Below are 17,500 nucleotides of genomic sequence, written 5' to 3'. Positions count from 1 at the left end.
TCAGGCCTGCGCGAGGGCCGGGTGGACGGGCGGCCCGTCCGGCACGTCCGCCGGGCGCCCGACCGCGAATTCCTTCCGCAGCACCGGGACGACCTCCTCGCCCAGCAGGTCGAGCTGTTCAAGGACCGTCTTCAGCGGCAGACCCGCGTGGTCCATCAGGAACAACTGCCGCTGGTAGTCGCCGAAGGTCTCCCGGAAGGCCAGCGTCTTCTCGATCACTTCCTGGGGGCTGCCCACGGTCAGCGGGGTCTGCTCGGTGAACTCCTCCAGCGAGGGACCGTGCCCGTAGACGGGGGCGTTGTCGAAGTACGGGCGGAACTCCCGCACGGCGTCCTGCGACTTCGCCCGCATGAACACCTGGCCGCCGAGACCGACGATCGCCTGCTCGGGTGTGCCGTGGCCGTAGTGGGCGTAGCGGCGCCGGTAGAGCTCGATCAGCTTCTGGAAGTGACCCTTCGGCCAGAAGATGTTGTTCGCGAAGAAGCCGTCACCGTAGTAGGCGGCCTGTTCCGCGATCTCCGGCGACCTGATGGACCCGTGCCAGACGAACGGCGGTACGTCGTCCAGCGGGCGCGGCGTCGAGGTGAAGCCCTGCAGGGGCGTACGGAACTTGCCCGCCCAGTCCACCACGTCCTCGCGCCACAGCTTGTGCAGCAGGGCGTAGTTCTCCACGGCGAGCGGGATGCCCTGACGGATGTCCTTGCCGAACCACGGATAGACGGGGCCGGTGTTGCCGCGCCCCATCATGAGGTCGACCCGGCCGCCGGCCAGGTGCTGGAGCATCGCGAAGTCCTCGGCGATCTTCACCGGGTCGTTCGTCGTGATCAGCGTGGTCGAGGTGGAAAGGACCAGCCGGTCCGTCTTCGCCGCGATGTAGCCGAGCATCGTGGTCGGCGAGGACGGGACGAAGGGCGGGTTGTGGTGCTCGCCGGTCGCGAACACGTCGAGCCCGACCTCCTCGGCCTTCTGCGCGATGGCCACCATCGCCTTGATCCGCTCGTGCTCGCTCGGCGTCCGTCCGGTGGTCGGGTCGGCAGTGACGTCACCGACGGTGAAGATCCCGAACTGCATCGCGCACTCACCTTTCCCATTTCTGCTGGTGGGCTTCGCCCTGCGGTGGGGTCCCCGCACGCTGTCCGCCGGTCCCCGCCGCACTGTCGAATCCAATTTGTTGAACGTTGAACTAGCCACTGTAACGGACGCCCCCCACCTCCTATTCCCGGCCCCTCGGCCGGGGCCCGCAACCCGCGCCGGCCCTGCCGCCGGGCCCCCCGAGAGCCGCGAGAACCACATCAGACAGAACCCCAGCCACACCCTGCGTTGGCGCGACCACCGTGCGTATGCGACCGGCGCTCCCTGGTGTGCGACCGGGACGGCGACGGCACGCCCCGCCCGCCACGCGGCAGGCCCCCGGCACCAACCACCCGTTCCCACCGGCCCGTTCGACTCTGTGGGGTCCCACCCGCCCCGCGGCCCGGCTACGGGGCCGCCGCCGCGCCCGCCACCCGGTAACCGGCGATGTCTACACTTGCCCATCTGCGACCGCCCGGCGACCGCTCGGTGATCCTCACTTACCCGGATGCCCGGACCGAAGGGTGCTTGGTGCCTTGATATCCATCGAAGCTGTCAGCAAGAGGTATCCCGACGGCACCGTCGCCGTCGACGGTCTCTCCCTGGAGATCCCCGACCGGTCGATCACCGTCCTCGTCGGGCCGTCCGGCTGCGGCAAGACGACGACCCTCCGCATGATCAACCGCATGATCGAACTGAGCGGGGGCCGGATCCTCATCGATGGGGAGGACATCCAGCACAAGCCCGTCAACGCGCTCCGCAGGTCGATGGGGTACGTGATCCAGAACGCGGGCCTCTTCCAGCACCGCACGATCGTCGACAACATCGGCACCGTGCCGCGCATGCTCGGCTGGTCCAAGGCCAAGGCCCGCGAGCGCTCGATGGAGTTGATGGAGCGCGTCGGCCTCGACACGTCGATGGCCAAGCGCTACCCGTACCAGCTCTCCGGTGGTCAGCAGCAGCGGGTGGGAGTCGCCCGCGCGCTCGCCGCGGACCCGCCGGTGCTCCTGATGGACGAGCCGTTCTCGGCGGTCGACCCGGTCGTGCGGCGCGGGCTCCAGGAGGAACTGCTGCGCATCCAGGCCGAACTGGGCAAGACCATCGTCTTCGTCACCCACGACATAGACGAGGCGATACGCGTCGGCGACATGATCGCCGTGCTCCGCACCGGCGGGAAGCTCGCGCAGTACGCGCCGCCGGACCAGTTGCTCTCCGACCCCGCCGACGCCGCCGTGGAGGACTTCCTCGGCGCCGACCGCGGTATCCGGGGCCTGTCGTTCTTCACCACGGAGGGGCTGCCGGTCGAGCGGGCCGGCATCGTCGCCGTCGACGCGACCGCCGCACAGGTCACCTCGCGCGCCGCCGACCTGCCGTACCTGCTCGTCGTCGATGTAGACGGCCGGCCGCTCGGCTGGGCGCACGCCGACCGCCTGCGCACGTCGGGCGGCGGCGACGAGGCGTCGGGCCTGCTCCCGTACGGCCAGACGTTCCGCCAGGGCGAGGACTCGCTGCGCGTCGCGCTCGACTGCGCGGTCCTCTCGCCGACCGGCTGGGCGGTCGCCGTGGACGGCGACGGGCGCGCCGTCGGCGTCGTCTCGCAGGAGTCGATCGCGGCCGCGATCCGCGAGGCCCACGGCCACCGCGGCACCGCGCCGGTGGATGTGGGAGCCGCGCGGTGAACGGTTTCTTCGACATGCCGAGCGACCTCCAGCACAGCTACCTGGGGTTGATCGGCCTCCACCTGCAGGAAGCGCTGCTGCCGGTCGCGATCGGCCTGGTCCTGGCCCTGCCCATTGCGCAGTTGTGCGTACGGTTCAAGTGGCTCTACCCGCCGGTCCTGTGGGCGACGACGATCCTGTACGCGATCCCCTCGTTGGCGTTCTTCGTCGTCCTGATCGACTACACCGGGCAGAGCGAGACCACCGTCGTCATCCCGCTCTCGCTCTACAGCCTGGTCGTGCTGGTCCCCGCCATCGTGGACGGCGTCCGCTCCGTCTCGCCGGAGACCAACGCGGCGGCCGTGGCGATGGGCATCGGGCCCGTCCGCCGCTACCTCCAGGTCGAACTGCCGATCGCGGTACCGGCCATCTTCGCGGGCCTGCGGGTCGCGACCGTCTCCAGCATCAGCCTCGTCAGCGTCGGCGCCCTCATCGGCAACCAGGGCGCGCTCGGCAACCTGCTCGCCGACGCCAACCTCTACCACCGGCCGATCCTCGCGGTCAGTTCCGTGGTCACGACGGCCGTGCTCGCGATCCTCGCCGACGCCCTGCTCGTCCTCATCCGGATGGCGCTGACGCCGTGGCTGCCCAAGGGCGCCCGTCGGGCCCGGCGCGGCGGCCCCGACGGCGCGGCCCCGGATACGACGGCGCTCGGTGACTCGACCGGCCCCGCCACCGGTGAGCCGCTCGACGGCGCAGCGACCGATGTCCGGCCCACCGCGGGGAGCGCGCTGTGACGATCTTCCATTTCATCAGCGCGTTCTTCTCGGACGGTGCGCACTGGCACGGCTACGACGGCATCCCCACCCGCCTGCTGGAGCACGTCGAGTACTCGCTGATCGCGCTCGGCATCGCCGCGGGCGTCGGGCTGCCCGTCGGCCTCGTCACCGGCCACTTCGGGCGCGGCGGCAACGCCCTCGCCCTGCTGGCGACGGCGGCCCGCGCCCTGCCCAGCTTCGGCCTGCTGGTGCTGCTGTTCGTGCTGATGGGCCTCAGCAAACTGCCGGTGCTGATCCCGCTGGTGGTGCTGGCGATCCCGCCGATCCTCGTCACGACGTACGAGGCGGTGCGCACCGTCGACCCGGCTCCGGTGGACGCGGCCCGGGGCATGGGCATGCACCGTGCGAAGGTGCTGTTCCAGGTGGAGCTGCCGGTCGCGCTGCCGCTGATCCTGAGCGGGCTGCGGTCGGCGGCGATCCAGGTCGTCTCGACGGCCACCATCGCCGCGTACGTGAGCTTCGGCGGTGTGGGCCGGTACATCGTGGACGGCCTGTACCAACGCAACTACGAGAAGGTGGTGGGCGGCGCGACCCTCGTCGCGGCGCTCGCGCTGGCCACGCTGGGCCTGTTCGCGCTCGCGTCGCGGTTCGCCGTCTCCCGGGGCGTACGGGGCGTACGGCAGCCCTGAGGGCGCCGGCCGCCTCTTCGGCCGTCTCCCGTCTCCCGTCTCCCGTCTCCCCGGGACTCGGAGGAACCGGCGGGAGGTTCCCCGCGACGCGCTCGGCGCACGCGCACCCCGCAGGAGGCCGGGACCGGTCCGGTGGGACCCGGTCCCGGCCTCCTCGCGTACGGGGGAGGCCGGGGGCGACGTGGCCCGGCGGCCGGGACTCCCGCGTCAGTACCGGACGGCAGCCCGGCCCTTGCCCTCTTCCACCCGCTCCAGCGCCAGTTCGAGGACGACGAGCAGCGTGTCCCGTACGGACCCCCGCTCGCGCGCGTCGAAGACCGTCACCGGCACATGGTCGGAGACGTCCAGCGCCCAGCGGACCTCGTCCAGTTCGTAGTCCACCTTCCCGTCGAAGGCGTTCAGCGCGACCGCGAACGGGATGTCCCGGTTCTCGAAGTAGTCGACGGCCGCGTAGCAGTCGTCGAGGCGACGCGTGTCGACGATCACCAGGCCGCCCAGGGCGCCCTCCACGATGTCGTCCCACATGAACCCGAACCGCTCCTGTCCCGGCGTGCCGAACAGGTACAGCTTCAGCGTCGGGTCGAGCGTGATGCAGCCGAAGTCCATGGCGACCGTGGTCGTCGTCTTCTCCGGGGTGTGGCTCAGGTCGTCCACTCCGGCGGCGACCGTCGTGATGGACGCCTCCGTGGTCAGCGGTTCGATCTCGGAGATCGACGCGACGGTCGTCGTCTTGCCCACGCCGAAACCGCCCGCGATCACCATCTTCACGGGCAGCGGCGGCTGGTTGAGCACGTCGTCGTCGCGCGCGGCCACCGTGCCGGGCGGGTCAGCCTTCACGGAGGAACCCCCTGGAGTCGGGGACGGTGCGGAGACCATCGATCACCCTTCGCAGAACAGAGGCGTCCTGGGCGGCGTTCGCCCGGGGCACATAGACCCGCAACCGCCCTTGGGCGCGCAGGTCCTCGGCGATAACACGGACCACATTCAGATGCAGGCGCAGCTTCGCGGCGAGCTCCGCGAGCGACTGCGGACGGCGGCAGGCCGCGATGATGTCGCGGTACTCGGACGCGAAGCTGTCGAGCGCGGCGAGCCCGCCCGACGTCGCCACGACCTGCGTCTCGATCGGGATGGGCGGGCCCGCGCCGGGCCCCGCCGTCCCGGCGACCCGGCCCGCTGTCAGCAGGAAGGGCCGGACGGGGGACGGCCGGAGCGCGCCGGACCCCTCAGGGGGCCCCTCGGCCCCTTCGACCGGTGCCTCACCAGTCACCTTCGCGATCCTTCCCGGTGCGTACGGTCCGCCCGGCCCGGCGGACATCGGCCGGGGCCGGTCACCTCGACGGTGAAACGCCCACATTGTTCTTCAGTTCCAGCACGAGCTGGGGGTTGAGGGCCGCGCCGACCCGGTTGGCGAAGAGCGTCATCTCGTAGGCGATGTTGCCGAGCTTGGCCTCCTTGGAGGCCACGACGCCGAGTACGGCGCCGTTGCCGATCGCCGACACGAGGACGTGCCCGCCCTCCAGGTCGATGATCACCTTGTTGAGCCCGCCCAGACCGTAGTTGCCTGACGCGCCCATGGCCAGGCTGGTGATGCCGGACACGATCGCGGCGAGCCGCTCGGAGTCGGCGGGTGCGTCGCGCCGCGACACGGCTATCAGCAGGCCGTCCGACGAGACCGCGATGGCGTCGACGACACCGGCGGTCTCGGTGGCGAACCGGTTCAGCAGCCAGGTGAAGTCCGCGGCTGCGGCACGTACGTCGGTGGTTTCCGGCGGATTCTGCCCCGCGTCACCTGTCCACATCGTCACTGGCCTTTCTTTCCATACGTTCGGGTCGTGAGGGCCTGTCGGGCCGGTGGGCCCGGTGAGGCCCGTCGGTGGTGCTGTCACCGGCGGGTGCGCCGGGGTCGCTGTCGCGGTGGGCGCGTTCCACCGCTGCCTCGAACTCGTCGATGGCCTCGCGCGCGGCCTGGGCGTCCGTGGGCCGCCAGGCCTGCGGAACCGTACGCGGCAGTTCCTCGGCGAAGCGGCCGCGGCCCTGGAGCGTGGCACCGCGCACCCGGCGCCGCAGCGGGCGGGGGGCGTCGGGCTGCGCCACCGGCTCCCGCGCCCGCCTCGGCGCGGAGGTCCGCGGGTAGGGCGGCGGCTGCGGCGGGGGGTCCTGCCGGGCCTGGTACGGGGGCTGCTGCGGTGGCGGGGCGTCCTGCCGGGGTCCCTGGGGCCCCTGGGGCTGCCGGAAGTCCTGTGGCGGCTGCTGAGGGCCGGGCGGGGGCTGCTGGAACCGCTGTTGGGGCCTCTGGGGGCCCTGTGGCACCCGCGGGGGACCCTGCCGGATGTCCTGAGGCTGCTGCTGGGGCTCCCGCTGGGGGGGCTGCTGGGGCCGCTCGTGTGGTTGCCGCGGCTGCTGGGCGTACCGCTGGGGCGGCCCGGAGCGCTGGGGCAGGTGCGCCCGTACGGGGGGCAGCGGTGGCCGCACCGGTGTCTGCGCCGAGGGATACGGGCCATCCGGGCTCTGCGCCTGTCCCTGGAAGGGAGACGGGAACGGGGGCTGGGGCTGGGGCTGGTGGGGTCCTTGTGGCTGCTGGGTCGGTTGGTTCACCCGGCCGTCCGAGGCGGGTCGAGGGGACTCCGACGCCGTCCGCCGGGGAACCCGCCGGGGCAGCGGCGGCACGCCGGCCTCAGGGGGCGGTGTCACTCCCGTGCCCGGCGCGGATATCGACGCCGCACCCGGTGCCGTCCCCGGGGACGGTGACTCACGGGACGAGGGGTCCCGGTCGAAGGCGGAGAACGAGGCCGCCGGCACCGCGGAGGGCGCGGCCCGCCCCGGCGGCGTACTCCCGGTGCCCGCGCCGGACCCCGCCGCGGGACGCGGCCCGTACGGATCGGCGTCACGTGGCGCGGCCGGGGACCGGCCGCCGAACGTACCGGCCCCGCCGTGCTGTTCGGCGGCTTCGCCGTGCGCCGGGAAGTCCCCCGGTCCGCGGTCCCGCGCGCCCTCGGCGGGACCCGGTCGCACCCCGGGGCCCGGCCCCTGCGCCATACCCGCGCCCGGGCCGTTGCCGACGCCCCTGACAGGGCTGGTGTCCCTGCCGGGGCCGGTGTCCCGCCGCGGGGTCCGCGGCGCGGTCATGGCGATCGGCGGTGAGCCGCCCACCGCCCTGCGGTCGGGTACGGCGGCGAGCGCGCGCGGGCCGACCTTGGGCACCGGACCGGCGAGCAGCAGCGACGGCGGGATGTGCACGGAGGCCGTCGTGCCGCCGCCCGTCGTACGGGCCAGGGTGACGTGGATGCCCCAGCGTCGCGACAGGCCGCCGACCACGAACAGGCCGAGCACCTTGGTGGGCACCAGGTCGAGGCGTTCACGGCGCACCAGGCGCGCGTTCTCCTCCTCCAGCCGCGCGGGGCTCATGCCGAGACCGTGGTCGACGATCTCGACGAACGCGCCGTCGCCTTCGCCGCCCTCCGCGCGCGAGCGCACGATCACCTCGACGCGGCTGCCCGACGGCGAGAACGCCACGGCGTTCTCCAGCAGTTCGGCCATCATCAGGGTCAGGTCGCCGATGATGTCGGGGATGACGGTGACATCGTTCTCCGCCCGCGGCGCGACCCGCTGGTAGCCCTCGATCTGGCCGAGCGCCGCCCGCACGACGTCCGTCAGTGCGGTGGGACCGGCCTCCGGGGTGTCGTCCCGGATGCCGGCGAGCAGCAGCAGGCTCTCCGCGTTGCGTTGCAGGCGTACGGCGATGTGGTCGATGCTGTAGAGGCGTTCGAGCACGTCGGGGCTGGTCTCGCCGCGCTCGATCGCGTCGATCAGCGTCAGCTGGCGCACGGTCAGGTTGGACACGCGGCGGCCCACGTTGCCGAACATCTCGGCGATGTTGCGGCGGCCGAGGACCTGGCGTTCGAGCAGTGCCGTGGCCGTGGCCTGCACCTGGTTGAACGCGGAGGCCAGGTCGCCGATCTCGTCCTGCACCGGTACCGGCACGGCTTCGAGGCGCGGCGGCGCGGTGTCCACGGAGTCGTCGTCGGCGACCCGCGACAACTCCCGTCCGGCCAGGTCTGCCACGCGCGTCGCCGCGGCCGTGAGCGCCTGCACGGGCCGGATCACCGAGCGCCGGGCGAGGACGGAGAAGGTCAGCCACAGGACGAACCCGACGAGTGCGGCCGCCGTCAGGGAGGCGGCGCGCCACCAGGCGGCGTTCGAGGCGTCGCTCGCCTCGCCGGCGATCTGCCCGATCAGGGAGCGGGTGATCCGCAACCGGTTGTCGGACTGCCGCAGGTACGTGGGCTCGGCCGCGAGCGCGGTGCTCAGGTCGTCCTGCACGACCGACTGGTCCTCGGCGACCAGCGATCCGGGGGCCACCTGGAGGGCCGCGTAGTGCTGCCCGATGATGTTCTCCGGCTCGCTGCGCTCGATCCCGGTGAGTTCCTGGCCCTGGTCCGTGGTCGCGTACCGGGTGAACCGGTCGGCCTGGTAGGTGTACGAGGCGTACTCGCCGACGGCGCCGGTGAACTCGATGAGCGCGTTGGGGTCGCCGGTGCGGGCCGCGAAGACGCTCGTCTCGAAGGACGCGTGGGCCGTGTCGGCCCGCAGCAGGGCGTCCAGCACGTTGGTGGAGGACGAGGCGGACTGGTTGGCGGACGAGCCGAGCCCGAGGCCGTCGATGAGGTCGTTGACGGCCGCGTTGTAGGCGGGGTCGATGTTGTCGGCGGGCAGCGGGCCGCTCTCGATGGTCTCGCGGAGTGCGGAGAGGCCGCCGATCTCCTTGAGCGCCTCGCCCTCGGCGGAGGGGAGGTCGTCGCCGAACGACGTGGCGACGGCGCGTGCCTGCGTGTTGACGTCGTCCTGTGCCTCCCGGTACCCGGCGGTCGCCGGGCTCTCCGCCTCCGAGATCCGCGACTCGTAGTGGAGGGAGAGGAGGAGGGCTTCGCGGTGTTCGTTCTGGAGGCCGTCGATGAGTTCGGCGACGGCCTGGCTGCTGCGGACGAGGCGGGCCGTCGCGGCGGCCGACTGCGCCTGGTCGACCTGCTCGTAGGTGACGTACGCGAGCATCGCGGCTATCGCGGCGATCGGTACGACGACCATCGCGTTGAGCTTGCGCCGGAACGGCCATCGTTCGAGGACGCCGGAGGCCCGGCGGCGCACGCGAGGGGCGAGGGGGGCGTGGTCGGCGGCGTGGTCGTCCCCGTGGGGGGCGCGGCCGTCCCCGCGGGCCGGGGTGGTGCGGCCCGGTCCCTGGGGGTCGCCGACGCGATCGGCGCGGTCCGGCCCGTCGGCACGTTCCCCGCGGTCCGTCCGGAATCCGCGGTCCCCCGGGTCTCCGGGGTCCCTCGCATCCCTCTTGCCCCTCCTGTGCGTGGGCACCAAGCCTCCTCGGCTGTACGCCCGTTCCGACGGGTCGGGGCGCGGCGACCGGATACTCCGGCCGGATCGGCGGGCGGAAACCACCTCAGTCGGGCCACGCAGGGGCGGACCGGGTCCGAGGAATGAAGATTATCTAGTCGCTCTACGGTGTCGTCTACGACCCCAGGGAAGAATTGACCAGACCGAGTTGGCTGCGCTCGATGGCAATTGCCGGATGCACAGACGCAATTCGATCATGATTCGTCAAGACTCGATCAAGACCGACCGGACGGTCCGCGGATTGGCTCCGCCCCCGGGCCCCCTACCGCCAGTCGATGTCAATCAGTGACATGAAAAGCTTGACGCGCGGGGCGCCGCCTGGCTTGGATCGTCACCATGTGCTTGCAGAGGTTTGTCAAGCACTCGTGCACAGCTCCTCTGCTTCGCCACATGCCCGCTCGTCCTATCACTCCCCGAACCGAGCACAGGTTGGCAAACGTGACCGTAACCGGAAACAGCCGTAGACGCGCCATCACCGCCGCGGTCGCCCTCGCGGCGGCCGCCACCACGGTGCTGGCAGGCTGTTCGTCCTCCTCCTCGTCCGACAAGAGCTCCGGAGACCCGCTCCAGAAGCCCGCGGCAGGCGGCGACACCGTGGTCGTCGGTTCCAACAACTTCGCCGAATCGATCCTGCTCGGCGACCTCTACGGCGAGGCCCTCAAGGCCAAGGGCTTCAAGGTCAGCTACAAGCCCAACATCGGCAGTCGCGAGACCACGTACGGCCTGATGAAGAACGGGACGCTGACGGTCCTGCCGGAGTACAACGGCGCCCTGCTCGCCTACCTCGACGCCAAGGCCGCCCCGACGACCGTCGAGACCACACAGGCGGCGGTCACCGCCAAGCTGGACCCGAAGCTGCAGATCCTGAACGCGGCCCCCGCGCAGAACAAGGACGCCGTCGTCCTCAACGCGGAGACCGCCAAGAAGTACGGCCTGACCACCAAGTCGACGATCGCGGACCTCACCAAGGCCGCGCCCGACCTGGTCATGGGCGCCTCGCCGGAATTCCAGACCCGCCACCAGGGCCTCGTCGGCCTGAAGTCGGACTACGGGCAGACGTACAAGTCGTTCAAGGCGCTCGACGCGGGCGGCCCGCTGACGATCGCCGCCCTGAAGGCGAACAACATCCAGGCCGGCGACGTGTTCACCACGGACCCGAGTATCCCGAAGGACAAGTTCGTCGTCCTCCAGGACCCGAAGAACCTGTTCGGCTTCGAGAACGTGGTGCCGCTCGTCTACAAGTCGAAGCTGTCGCAGAAGGGCGTCGACGCGCTCAACGCGGTCTCGGCGAAGCTCGACACGCAGTCGCTGCTGGAGATGGACACCAAGGTCCAGTCGCAGAACGCGGACCCGCTGGCCGTCGCCAAGGAGTGGCTCTCCACGGCCGGCCTGGGCTGATCCGCCCGGGAAGACACGTGCGCACCGCCGCCGGAGGAGGACTCCGGACGGCGGTGCCGTGCGTGGGGGCAGGGGCGCTCCGCCCCGGAGGCGTCCGCGCGGGGCCGGGGGCGGTCCGGCGCCGCCGGTACGATGCGCGCGGCGGAGGGCGGGCATGGGGGAGCGAGTACGGCCGCACGGGGTGGTGGATCTTCGCGGCGGCTACGTACCCGGCTCGGACAGGGCCGGGGCCGGGACCGGAGACGGGGCAGGGGCCGGGAACGAGGCCGCGAGCGGGCACGCGACCGGGGGCGGCGGCGTCTTGAGCGGCGCCGGCGGGTTCGCGCTGCGGTACCCGCCGGGCGCGGTCGTCGTGGTGTCCGGGCTGCCGGGCAGCGGGAAGTCGACGCTGCTGCGGGCGCTGTCCCAGGGCGGCGGGGGTGTCCTGGTCGTCGACCCGCGCGTGACGCACCTGCGGTGGGAGGCGATGATGCCGGCCCGGTTGCCGTACGCGGTGTACCGGCCGTTCGCCCGGCTCGCCCATCTGGCCCGGCTGTACGCCGCCGTGCGCTCCGGCGCGCCGCTGCTCGTGCACGACTGCGGCAGCCGGGCCTGGCTGCGCCGCCTGCTCGCCGTCGCCGTACGCCGCCGGCGCGGCCGGGCGGCCGCCGGCGGGGCCCGGAGTGCCGGGGTGCACCTCGTCCTCCTCGACGTCCCGCCGGCCCATGCCCTGCGGGGGCAGCGGGATCGAGGGCGGCGGGTGCCGCGCCGGGTCTTCGCCGGGCATGTGCGCGGCCTCGGCGACCTGGTGGCCGCGATCGGCGCGTACGGGCTCCGCGCGGTGCCACAGGTGGCGTCCGTCGTCCTGCTCGACCGGGCGACCCGCGGGCTGCCGACCGGGGTGGCCTTCGACGCGGGGCCGTCGTGTTCCGCCGGGACCGGCGAGGACGCGGCGGCCGGGACACCCGGGGGCTCGGGCGGGTGCGGGGGCGCCGCCGGGCGCGACGGGGACGCGGGTCCCGGGGCCGCGCACAGCGCGTAATTCGGTTGCCGCCGCGCCGCGGGGTGCGCTGCACTGGTCCGGCAAGCGGCAGCCGACCAAGGAGATGTTCATGCGGGGAGCGTTCGCGACCGACCGGATGGCCCGTCAGGACCGACAGGCAGTCACGCACTCCCCTAAGGACATGAAGCTTCTTGCGTACGTTGAACCTCGGCATCCTGGCGCACATCGACGCCGGTAAGACCAGCCTCACCGAGCGCCTGCTGCACAGCGCGGGCGTCATCGACACCGTCGGCAGCGTCGACGCGGGCTCCACCCGTACGGACACGCTCGCGCTGGAGCGGCGGCGCGGCATCACCATCAGGTCGGCGGTGGTGTCGTTCCCCGTCGACGGGGTGAGCGTCAACCTGATCGACACCCCCGGCCACCCGGACTTCGTCGCCGAGGTCGAGCGCGTCCTGTCCGTCCTGGACGGCGCGGTGCTCGTCGTCTCGGCCGTGGAGGGCGTGCAGGCGCAGACACGGGTGCTGATGCGCACGCTGCGGCGGCTCTCCATCCCGACGCTGGTGTTCGTCAACAAGATCGACCGCGCGGGCGCGGGGGGCGCCGACGAGCGGCTGCCCGCAGAGCTCGCACGACGACTCGGGGCGCCTTTCGTCCCGCTGGGGCGGGTCGCGTCGGCGGGCCGCCCGGACGCCGCGTTCGTCCCGTACGGGCCGGACGACGCCGGCTTCGTCGCCTCGCTCGCCGAGGGCCTCGCGGAGCGGGACGACGCGCTGCTCGCCGCGTACGTGGCGGACGAGGCGTCGCTGCCGTACGGGCGGCTGCGCCGCGAACTGGCCGCGCAGACCGCCCGGTCGCTGGTCCACCCGGTCCTCTACGGCTCCGCGATCACCGGCGCGGGCGCCGACGCGCTGGTGGCGGCCGTCCGCGACCTGCTGCCTTCCGTCCGGCGCGACGCGGACGCGCCGCTTGCCGGCAGCGTCTTCAAGGTGGAACGCGGTCCGCGCGGCGAGAAGGTGGCGTACGTCCACGTCGCCGCGGGGACGGTCCGCCTGCGCGACCGGCTCAGGTTCGGCGGCCCCTCCGGTGAGGACGGCGGACGCGGGGACGGCACGGGCGGGACGAAGGTGACCGGCCTGTCCGTCTTCGACCATGGCGAGGCCGTGCCCGGCGACACGCTCCCGGCGGGGCGCATCGGAACACTGCGCGGCCTCGCCGGGGTCCGGATCGGGGACACGGTCAGCACATACGGCACGGGCGGGCCCGCGCACGCACCGCACCACTCGGCGCCGGACACGGTCAGCACCTACGGGACGCGTGCTCGTGTTCCCGGCACGCCCCGGGCCGACGGGCGAGCGGGGCGGATCTTCGCACCGCCGACGCTCGAGACGGCGGTGGTGCCCGACCGCGACACCGACCGCGCGGCCCTGCACACGGCGCTCGCCGAACTCGCCGACCAGGACCCGCTGATCGGCTACCGCAAGGGCCGGCTGCTGCCGAGCGGCCTGCAGGACATCCACGTCTCGCTCTACGGCGAGGTGCAGAAGGAGGTCGTACAGGCGACGCTCGCCGAGGAGTACGGCATCGGTGTCACGTTCCGCGAGACGACGGCGATCTGCCGGGAACGGCCGCTCGGCACGGGGTCGGCCGTCGCGTTCAAGTCGACGGACCCGAACCCGTTCCTCGCGACGGTGGGCCTGCGGGTGGACCCGGCGCCCGCAGGATCGGGCGTCGAGTACCGGATCGGGGTGGAACTCGGCTCGATGCCGTACGCCTTCATGCGGGCCGTTCAGGAGACGGTCACCGAGACGCTGGAGCAGGGACTGTGCGGATGGCGGGTCACCGACCTGGTAGTGACGCTGACGCACTCCGGCTACGCGCCCAGGCAGAGCCACGCCCACGCCGTGTTCGACAAGAGCATGTCGAGCACGGCCGGCGACTTCCGGGCCCTGACACCGCTGGTGCTGATGGACGCGCTGCGCCGCGCGGGCACCCGTGTCCACGAACCCGTCCACCGCTTCCGGCTCGACCTGCCGTCCGACACCTACGGTGCGGCGCTGCCGGTCCTCGCGCGGTTCGGCGCCGTACCGGAGGTGCCGGTGGCGGCGGGCGGGACGACGACGGTCAGGGGACACGTCCCCGCGGCGTCGGTGCACGCGCTGGAGCAGCGGCTGATCGGCCCGACGCGTGGAGAGGGCCTGCTGGAGACGGAGTTCGACCACTACGCGCCGGTGCGGGGCACGCCGCCGAGGAGGGCGCGCTGGGACCACGATCCGCTGGACCGCGAGGCGTACCTGCTGCGGGTGGTGCGGCGGGTGCGGAACCCGGGCGCGTGACGGGCGGGCGCCGGCGCGCGAGGTGCGGTGCGGGCAGACAGCGCGGTGCGGTGCGGGCAGTCGGCGCTCGCTGCGTGCCGCTGTCCGCATCCGTTGCCGCTGTCCGCATCCCGGACGGGCGTATCGCTTGCGTCCATGTTGTATCTAAGCTGTGCTCATGACATCCGCCCCCGTCAGACAGCCGCCCGCAGCCGACCGCGTCTACAGCCACATCAAAGAGGGGGTGCTCGGACGCCGTTACGAGGGCGGGACGCTCCTGACGGAGGGCGAACTCGCCGAGGCCGTCGGGGTCTCCAGGACGCCGGTGCGCGAGGCGCTCCTCAAGCTGGAGGTCGAGGGGCTCATCAAGCTCTACCCGAAGAAGGGCGCGCTCGTCCTCGCGGTCTCCGCGCAGGAGATCTCCGACGTCGTCGAGACCCGCCTGCTGGTCGAGGAGTTCGCCGTACGCAAGGTCCTGCGCTCGGCGCCCGCACCGGCGGCGCTGGTGACCCGGCTGCGAGGGTTCCTCGACGCGCAGCGCGCGTGCGCGGTCACCGGGGACCTGGCGGCGGCCGCCGCGGCGGATCGTTCCTTCCACGCGGAGATCGTGCGCACCGCGGGCAACGAGATCCTCTCCCAGCTCTACGACCGGCTCCGCGACCGCCAGTTGCGGATGGGCGTCGCCGTACTGGAGGCCCACCCGGACCGGATCGCCGCCAACATCACCGAACACACCGAGCTGCTGGAGGCGATCCGGTCGGGCGACGAGGAACTCGCCGCCGGGCGGGTCCGCGGCCACCTCGACCGGGTGACCACCCTGGTGCGCGGGGAGGACCGGTGACCGAGCCGTCCGCCGGCCTGCCCGCCTCCGCCCCTTCGGGACGACCGCCTTCCGCGCCCCTCTCCCTGCCGGGCGACCCGCCGGGCGGCCGCCGCGCCGCCTGGATGTGGGGCATCGGCGTCTGCGTCTACTTCGTGGCGGTCATCTTCCGCACCAGCCTCGGCGTCGCCGGGCTCGACGCGCAAGCCCGCTTCCACGTCGACGCGTCCGCGCTCTCGACGTTCTCGATCCTCCAGCTCCTCGTCTACGCGGGCATGCAGATACCCGTCGGCCTGCTGGTCGACCACCTCGGCACGAAGAAGGTCCTCGCGCTCGGGGCGGTGCTGTTCACCCTCGGCCAGTTCGGCTTCGCACTGTCCCCCTCGTACTCCACCGCACTCGCCTCCCGCGCCCTGCTGGGCTGCGGCGACGCCATGACGTTCATCAGCGTCCTGCGGCTGGGCACCCGCTGGTTCCCCGCGCGGCGCGCGCCGCTGATCGCGCAGATCGCCTCGCTGTTCGGTGTGGCGGGCAACCTCGTCTCGACGGTCGTCATCGCCCGCACGCTGCACGGCCTCGGCTGGACGGCCACGTTCGCGGGCAGCGCCCTCGCCGGCGTCGTCGTGCTCGTCCTGCTGCTGCTGTTCCTCAGGGACCACCCGGAGGGCCACGAACCGCCGCCCCGCTCGGAGCGCGGCGGGCTCGGCGCCCGCCACGTCCGGACGCAGATCACGGCGGCCTGGCGCGAGCCCGGCACCCGGCTCGGCATGTGGGTCCACTTCACGACCCAGTTCCCCGGCATGATCTTCCTGCTGCTGTGGGGCCTGCCGTTCCTGGTCGAGGCGCAGGGGCTGAGCCGCGCGAGCGCCGGAGAGCTGCTGACCCTGGTGGTGCTCTCCAACATGGTGGTGGGCCTCGTGTTCGGGCAGATCATCGCCCGCCACCACGCGGCACGGCTGCCGCTCGCGCTCGGCACGGTGGGATCGACCGCGCTGCTGTGGGCAGCCGCCATCGCCTGGCCGAGCCACCACGACCCGATGTGGCTGCTCATCACGCTCTGCGCGGTACTCGGCGCGTGCGGTCCCGCGTCGATGGTCGGCTTCGACTTCGCCCGCCCTGCCAACCCGCCGTCCCGCCAGGGCACCGCCTCCGGCATCGTCAACATGGGCGGCTTCACCGCCTCGATGACGACACTGCTCGCGGTGGGCCTCCTGCTGGACGCGACGGGCAACGACTACCGCATCGCCTTCGCCTCGGTCTTCGTCCTGGAGATCCTCGGCGTCACCCAGATCCTCCGGCTGCGCGCCCGTGCGGCGAAGCGCGAACGCGAACACGTGGTCGCGAGCAAGGTGGAGGCGGTCCACGTCCCGGTGTGAGCGGGCTCCCTCTCCCGGCGCCGGGCCGGCCCGCCCGGCAACGGCGGCGCACACGAGGAGAAGGGACAGGGGCGCGAACGGGCGACGCGGAGGACCGGTACGGCCCGCCGGTGCCGCGGCCCGCGTTACCTCGTGACCGCGAACTCCCGCAGGATCGCCTCCGCCAGCTCCTGGTCTCCGTCGGCCTTCACCTGGTCCGCGACCGCCGCGGGCCGCACCCGGCCGCAGGCCAGGCGGAAGTACGTCTCCCAGTCGAGCACCAGCGTCACCGCGGGCCCCAGCGAGGGCGCGCCGTCGATGCTGCCGCGGCCGTCCGCGTCGACCCGGACCGTACGCATGAACTCCAGCGGACCGTGCACGTCGATGACGACGGCCGAACCGCGGGGCGCGCCCGCGTCCTTGGCGACGACCTTCGGCAGCCGGGAGAGCAGCGTGTCGCGGGCCACGTAGGCGCCGGGCGAGTCGAGGTTGCCGGGCTCGCCGAGTGCGGTGCGCAGGTCCTGCTCGTGCACCCAGATGTCGAACGCCCGCAGCTGCATCGCCTGTTCGAGCGTCTGCTCCGTGCCCAGCGGCGCGCGGACCGTGGCGTCGGGCTGACGGCTCTCGTTGCGCAGCTGTCGGCTGCGGCGGATGATCGTGTACTCCAGCTCCGCCGTCATCTCGGGCGAGGTGTGGTGGCGGCGCACATCCACCTGTATCTCCATGTACCGGGACAGCTCGTCCGTCACGTGGTAGAGGTCGCGCGGAAGCGTGTGGATGGGGCGCGGATCGCCGAGCATCTCGCACTCCATGCCGATCACATGGGACACAAGGTCGCGGACGGACCAGCCTGGACACGGCGTGCGCCTGTTCCAGTCGCTCTCGGCGAGCGGCTGCACCAGGGCGGCTATCGCTTCGACGGAGTGGGTCCAGGCGTCTGCGTAGTTCTGAAGGCTGGGATGGACGGTCACGGGACCCCTCGGCGGTTCTGCGGTTCGCGGGCTGTCTTGCTGGCTGTGGCCGGCGTGGCCGG

14 protein-coding genes are annotated in these 17,500 nt (G+C 72.6%); 8 read left to right on the top strand and 6 right to left on the bottom strand.

Annotated elements, in window-relative coordinates; all coding sequences use genetic code 11:
• Positions 1-1,071, bottom strand: a complete 1,071-nt coding sequence (locus OG310_RS18425) for an LLM class flavin-dependent oxidoreductase (RefSeq protein WP_329456970.1) — start codon at positions 1,069-1,071, stop codon at positions 1-3.
• Positions 1,072-1,607: 536 nt separating this feature from the next.
• Here OG310_RS18425 and OG310_RS18420 point away from each other — a divergent pair.
• From OG310_RS18420 to OG310_RS18410, 3 genes are read left to right on the top strand one after another with little or no spacing between them, the layout of a single operon-like run.
• A complete protein-coding gene (locus OG310_RS18420) occupies positions 1,608-2,750 on the top strand; it encodes an ABC transporter ATP-binding protein (RefSeq protein WP_329456969.1) in 1,143 nt (380 codons plus the stop codon).
• Positions 2,747-3,526, top strand: coding sequence for an ABC transporter permease (locus tag OG310_RS18415; RefSeq protein ID WP_329456968.1), 780 nt, complete (start codon positions 2,747-2,749; stop codon positions 3,524-3,526). Before OG310_RS18420 ends, OG310_RS18415 begins: the two co-directional genes overlap by 4 nt.
• On the top strand, positions 3,523-4,197 hold the full coding sequence (locus tag OG310_RS18410) for an ABC transporter permease (RefSeq protein WP_329456967.1): 675 nt from the start codon (positions 3,523-3,525) through the stop codon (positions 4,195-4,197). Before OG310_RS18415 ends, OG310_RS18410 begins: the two co-directional genes overlap by 4 nt.
• A gap of 207 nt (positions 4,198-4,404) precedes the next feature.
• On the opposite strand, the gene OG310_RS18405 is transcribed toward OG310_RS18410, so the two are convergent.
• From OG310_RS18405 to OG310_RS18390, 4 genes are read right to left on the bottom strand one after another with little or no spacing between them, the layout of a single operon-like run.
• The gene (locus OG310_RS18405; protein ID WP_329456966.1) at positions 4,405-5,073 is read right to left on the bottom strand and encodes a GTP-binding protein; all 669 of its coding nucleotides are present in this window, start codon (positions 5,071-5,073) and stop codon (positions 4,405-4,407) included.
• On the bottom strand, positions 5,024-5,473 hold the full coding sequence (locus OG310_RS18400) for a DUF742 domain-containing protein (RefSeq protein WP_443078862.1): 450 nt from the start codon (positions 5,471-5,473) through the stop codon (positions 5,024-5,026). Before OG310_RS18400 ends, OG310_RS18405 begins: the two co-directional genes overlap by 50 nt.
• 52 nt (positions 5,474-5,525) lie before the next feature.
• Positions 5,526-5,996, bottom strand: a complete 471-nt coding sequence (locus OG310_RS18395) for a roadblock/LC7 domain-containing protein (RefSeq protein WP_329460241.1) — start codon at positions 5,994-5,996, stop codon at positions 5,526-5,528.
• The gene (locus OG310_RS18390) at positions 5,983-9,558 is read right to left on the bottom strand and encodes a sensor histidine kinase (protein WP_329456964.1); all 3,576 of its coding nucleotides are present in this window, start codon (positions 9,556-9,558) and stop codon (positions 5,983-5,985) included. The genes OG310_RS18395 and OG310_RS18390 overlap by 14 nt, the downstream gene beginning before the upstream one ends.
• A 477-nt stretch (positions 9,559-10,035) precedes the next feature.
• Here OG310_RS18390 and OG310_RS18385 point away from each other — a divergent pair, with 477 nt between their 5' ends.
• From OG310_RS18385 to OG310_RS18365, 5 genes are all read left to right on the top strand, one after another.
• Positions 10,036-10,995 (top strand): ABC transporter substrate-binding protein, encoded by a 960-nt coding sequence (locus OG310_RS18385; protein WP_329456963.1) that lies wholly within the window; start codon positions 10,036-10,038, stop codon positions 10,993-10,995.
• Between the two features lie 154 nt (positions 10,996-11,149).
• Complete coding sequence (locus tag OG310_RS18380; protein WP_329456962.1) at positions 11,150-12,016, top strand: AAA family ATPase; 867 nt, start codon at positions 11,150-11,152, stop codon at positions 12,014-12,016.
• 152 nt (positions 12,017-12,168) lie between these two features.
• Entirely contained in the window at positions 12,169-14,313 is a 2,145-nt protein-coding gene (locus OG310_RS18375) for a translation factor GTPase family protein (RefSeq protein ID WP_329456961.1), read from the top strand.
• A gap of 157 nt (positions 14,314-14,470) precedes the next feature.
• A complete protein-coding gene (locus tag OG310_RS18370) occupies positions 14,471-15,133 on the top strand; it encodes a GntR family transcriptional regulator (RefSeq protein ID WP_329456960.1) in 663 nt (220 codons plus the stop codon).
• Between the two features lie 104 nt (positions 15,134-15,237).
• On the top strand, positions 15,238-16,488 hold the full coding sequence (locus tag OG310_RS18365; RefSeq protein WP_329460240.1) for an MFS transporter: 1,251 nt from the start codon (positions 15,238-15,240) through the stop codon (positions 16,486-16,488).
• Positions 16,489-16,613: 125 nt separating this feature from the next.
• On the opposite strand, the gene OG310_RS18360 is transcribed toward OG310_RS18365, so the two are convergent.
• On the bottom strand, positions 16,614-17,438 hold the full coding sequence (locus OG310_RS18360) for a maleylpyruvate isomerase family mycothiol-dependent enzyme (RefSeq protein ID WP_329456959.1): 825 nt from the start codon (positions 17,436-17,438) through the stop codon (positions 16,614-16,616).
• Between the last annotated feature and the right edge of the window lie 62 nt (positions 17,439-17,500).

The sequence above is a fragment of the Streptomyces sp. NBC_01497 genome (assembly GCF_036250695.1).
Lineage (GTDB): Bacteria > Actinomycetota > Actinomycetes > Streptomycetales > Streptomycetaceae > Streptomyces.
Note: the sequence above shows the minus strand (reverse complement) of the source record. Positions and strands in the feature narration are given on the sequence as shown.

What these genes read in the sequence shown, in the direction of transcription:
- OG310_RS18380 (WP_329456962.1), top strand. Translation starts at nt 11,150, where the DNA reads ATGGGGGAGCGAGTACGGCCGCACGGGGTGGTGGATCTTCGCGGCGGC.
- OG310_RS18370 (WP_329456960.1), top strand. Translation starts at nt 14,471, where the DNA reads ATGACATCCGCCCCCGTCAGACAGCCGCCCGCAGCCGACCGCGTCTAC.
- OG310_RS18425 (WP_329456970.1), bottom strand. Translation starts at nt 1,071, where the DNA reads ATGCAGTTCGGGATCTTCACCGTCGGTGACGTCACTGCCGACCCGACC.
- OG310_RS18395 (WP_329460241.1), bottom strand. Translation starts at nt 5,996, where the DNA reads ATGTGGACAGGTGACGCGGGGCAGAATCCGCCGGAAACCACCGACGTA.
- OG310_RS18405 (WP_329456966.1), bottom strand. Translation starts at nt 5,073, where the DNA reads ATGGTCTCCGCACCGTCCCCGACTCCAGGGGGTTCCTCCGTGAAGGCT.
- OG310_RS18365 (WP_329460240.1), top strand. Translation starts at nt 15,238, where the DNA reads ATGTGGGGCATCGGCGTCTGCGTCTACTTCGTGGCGGTCATCTTCCGC.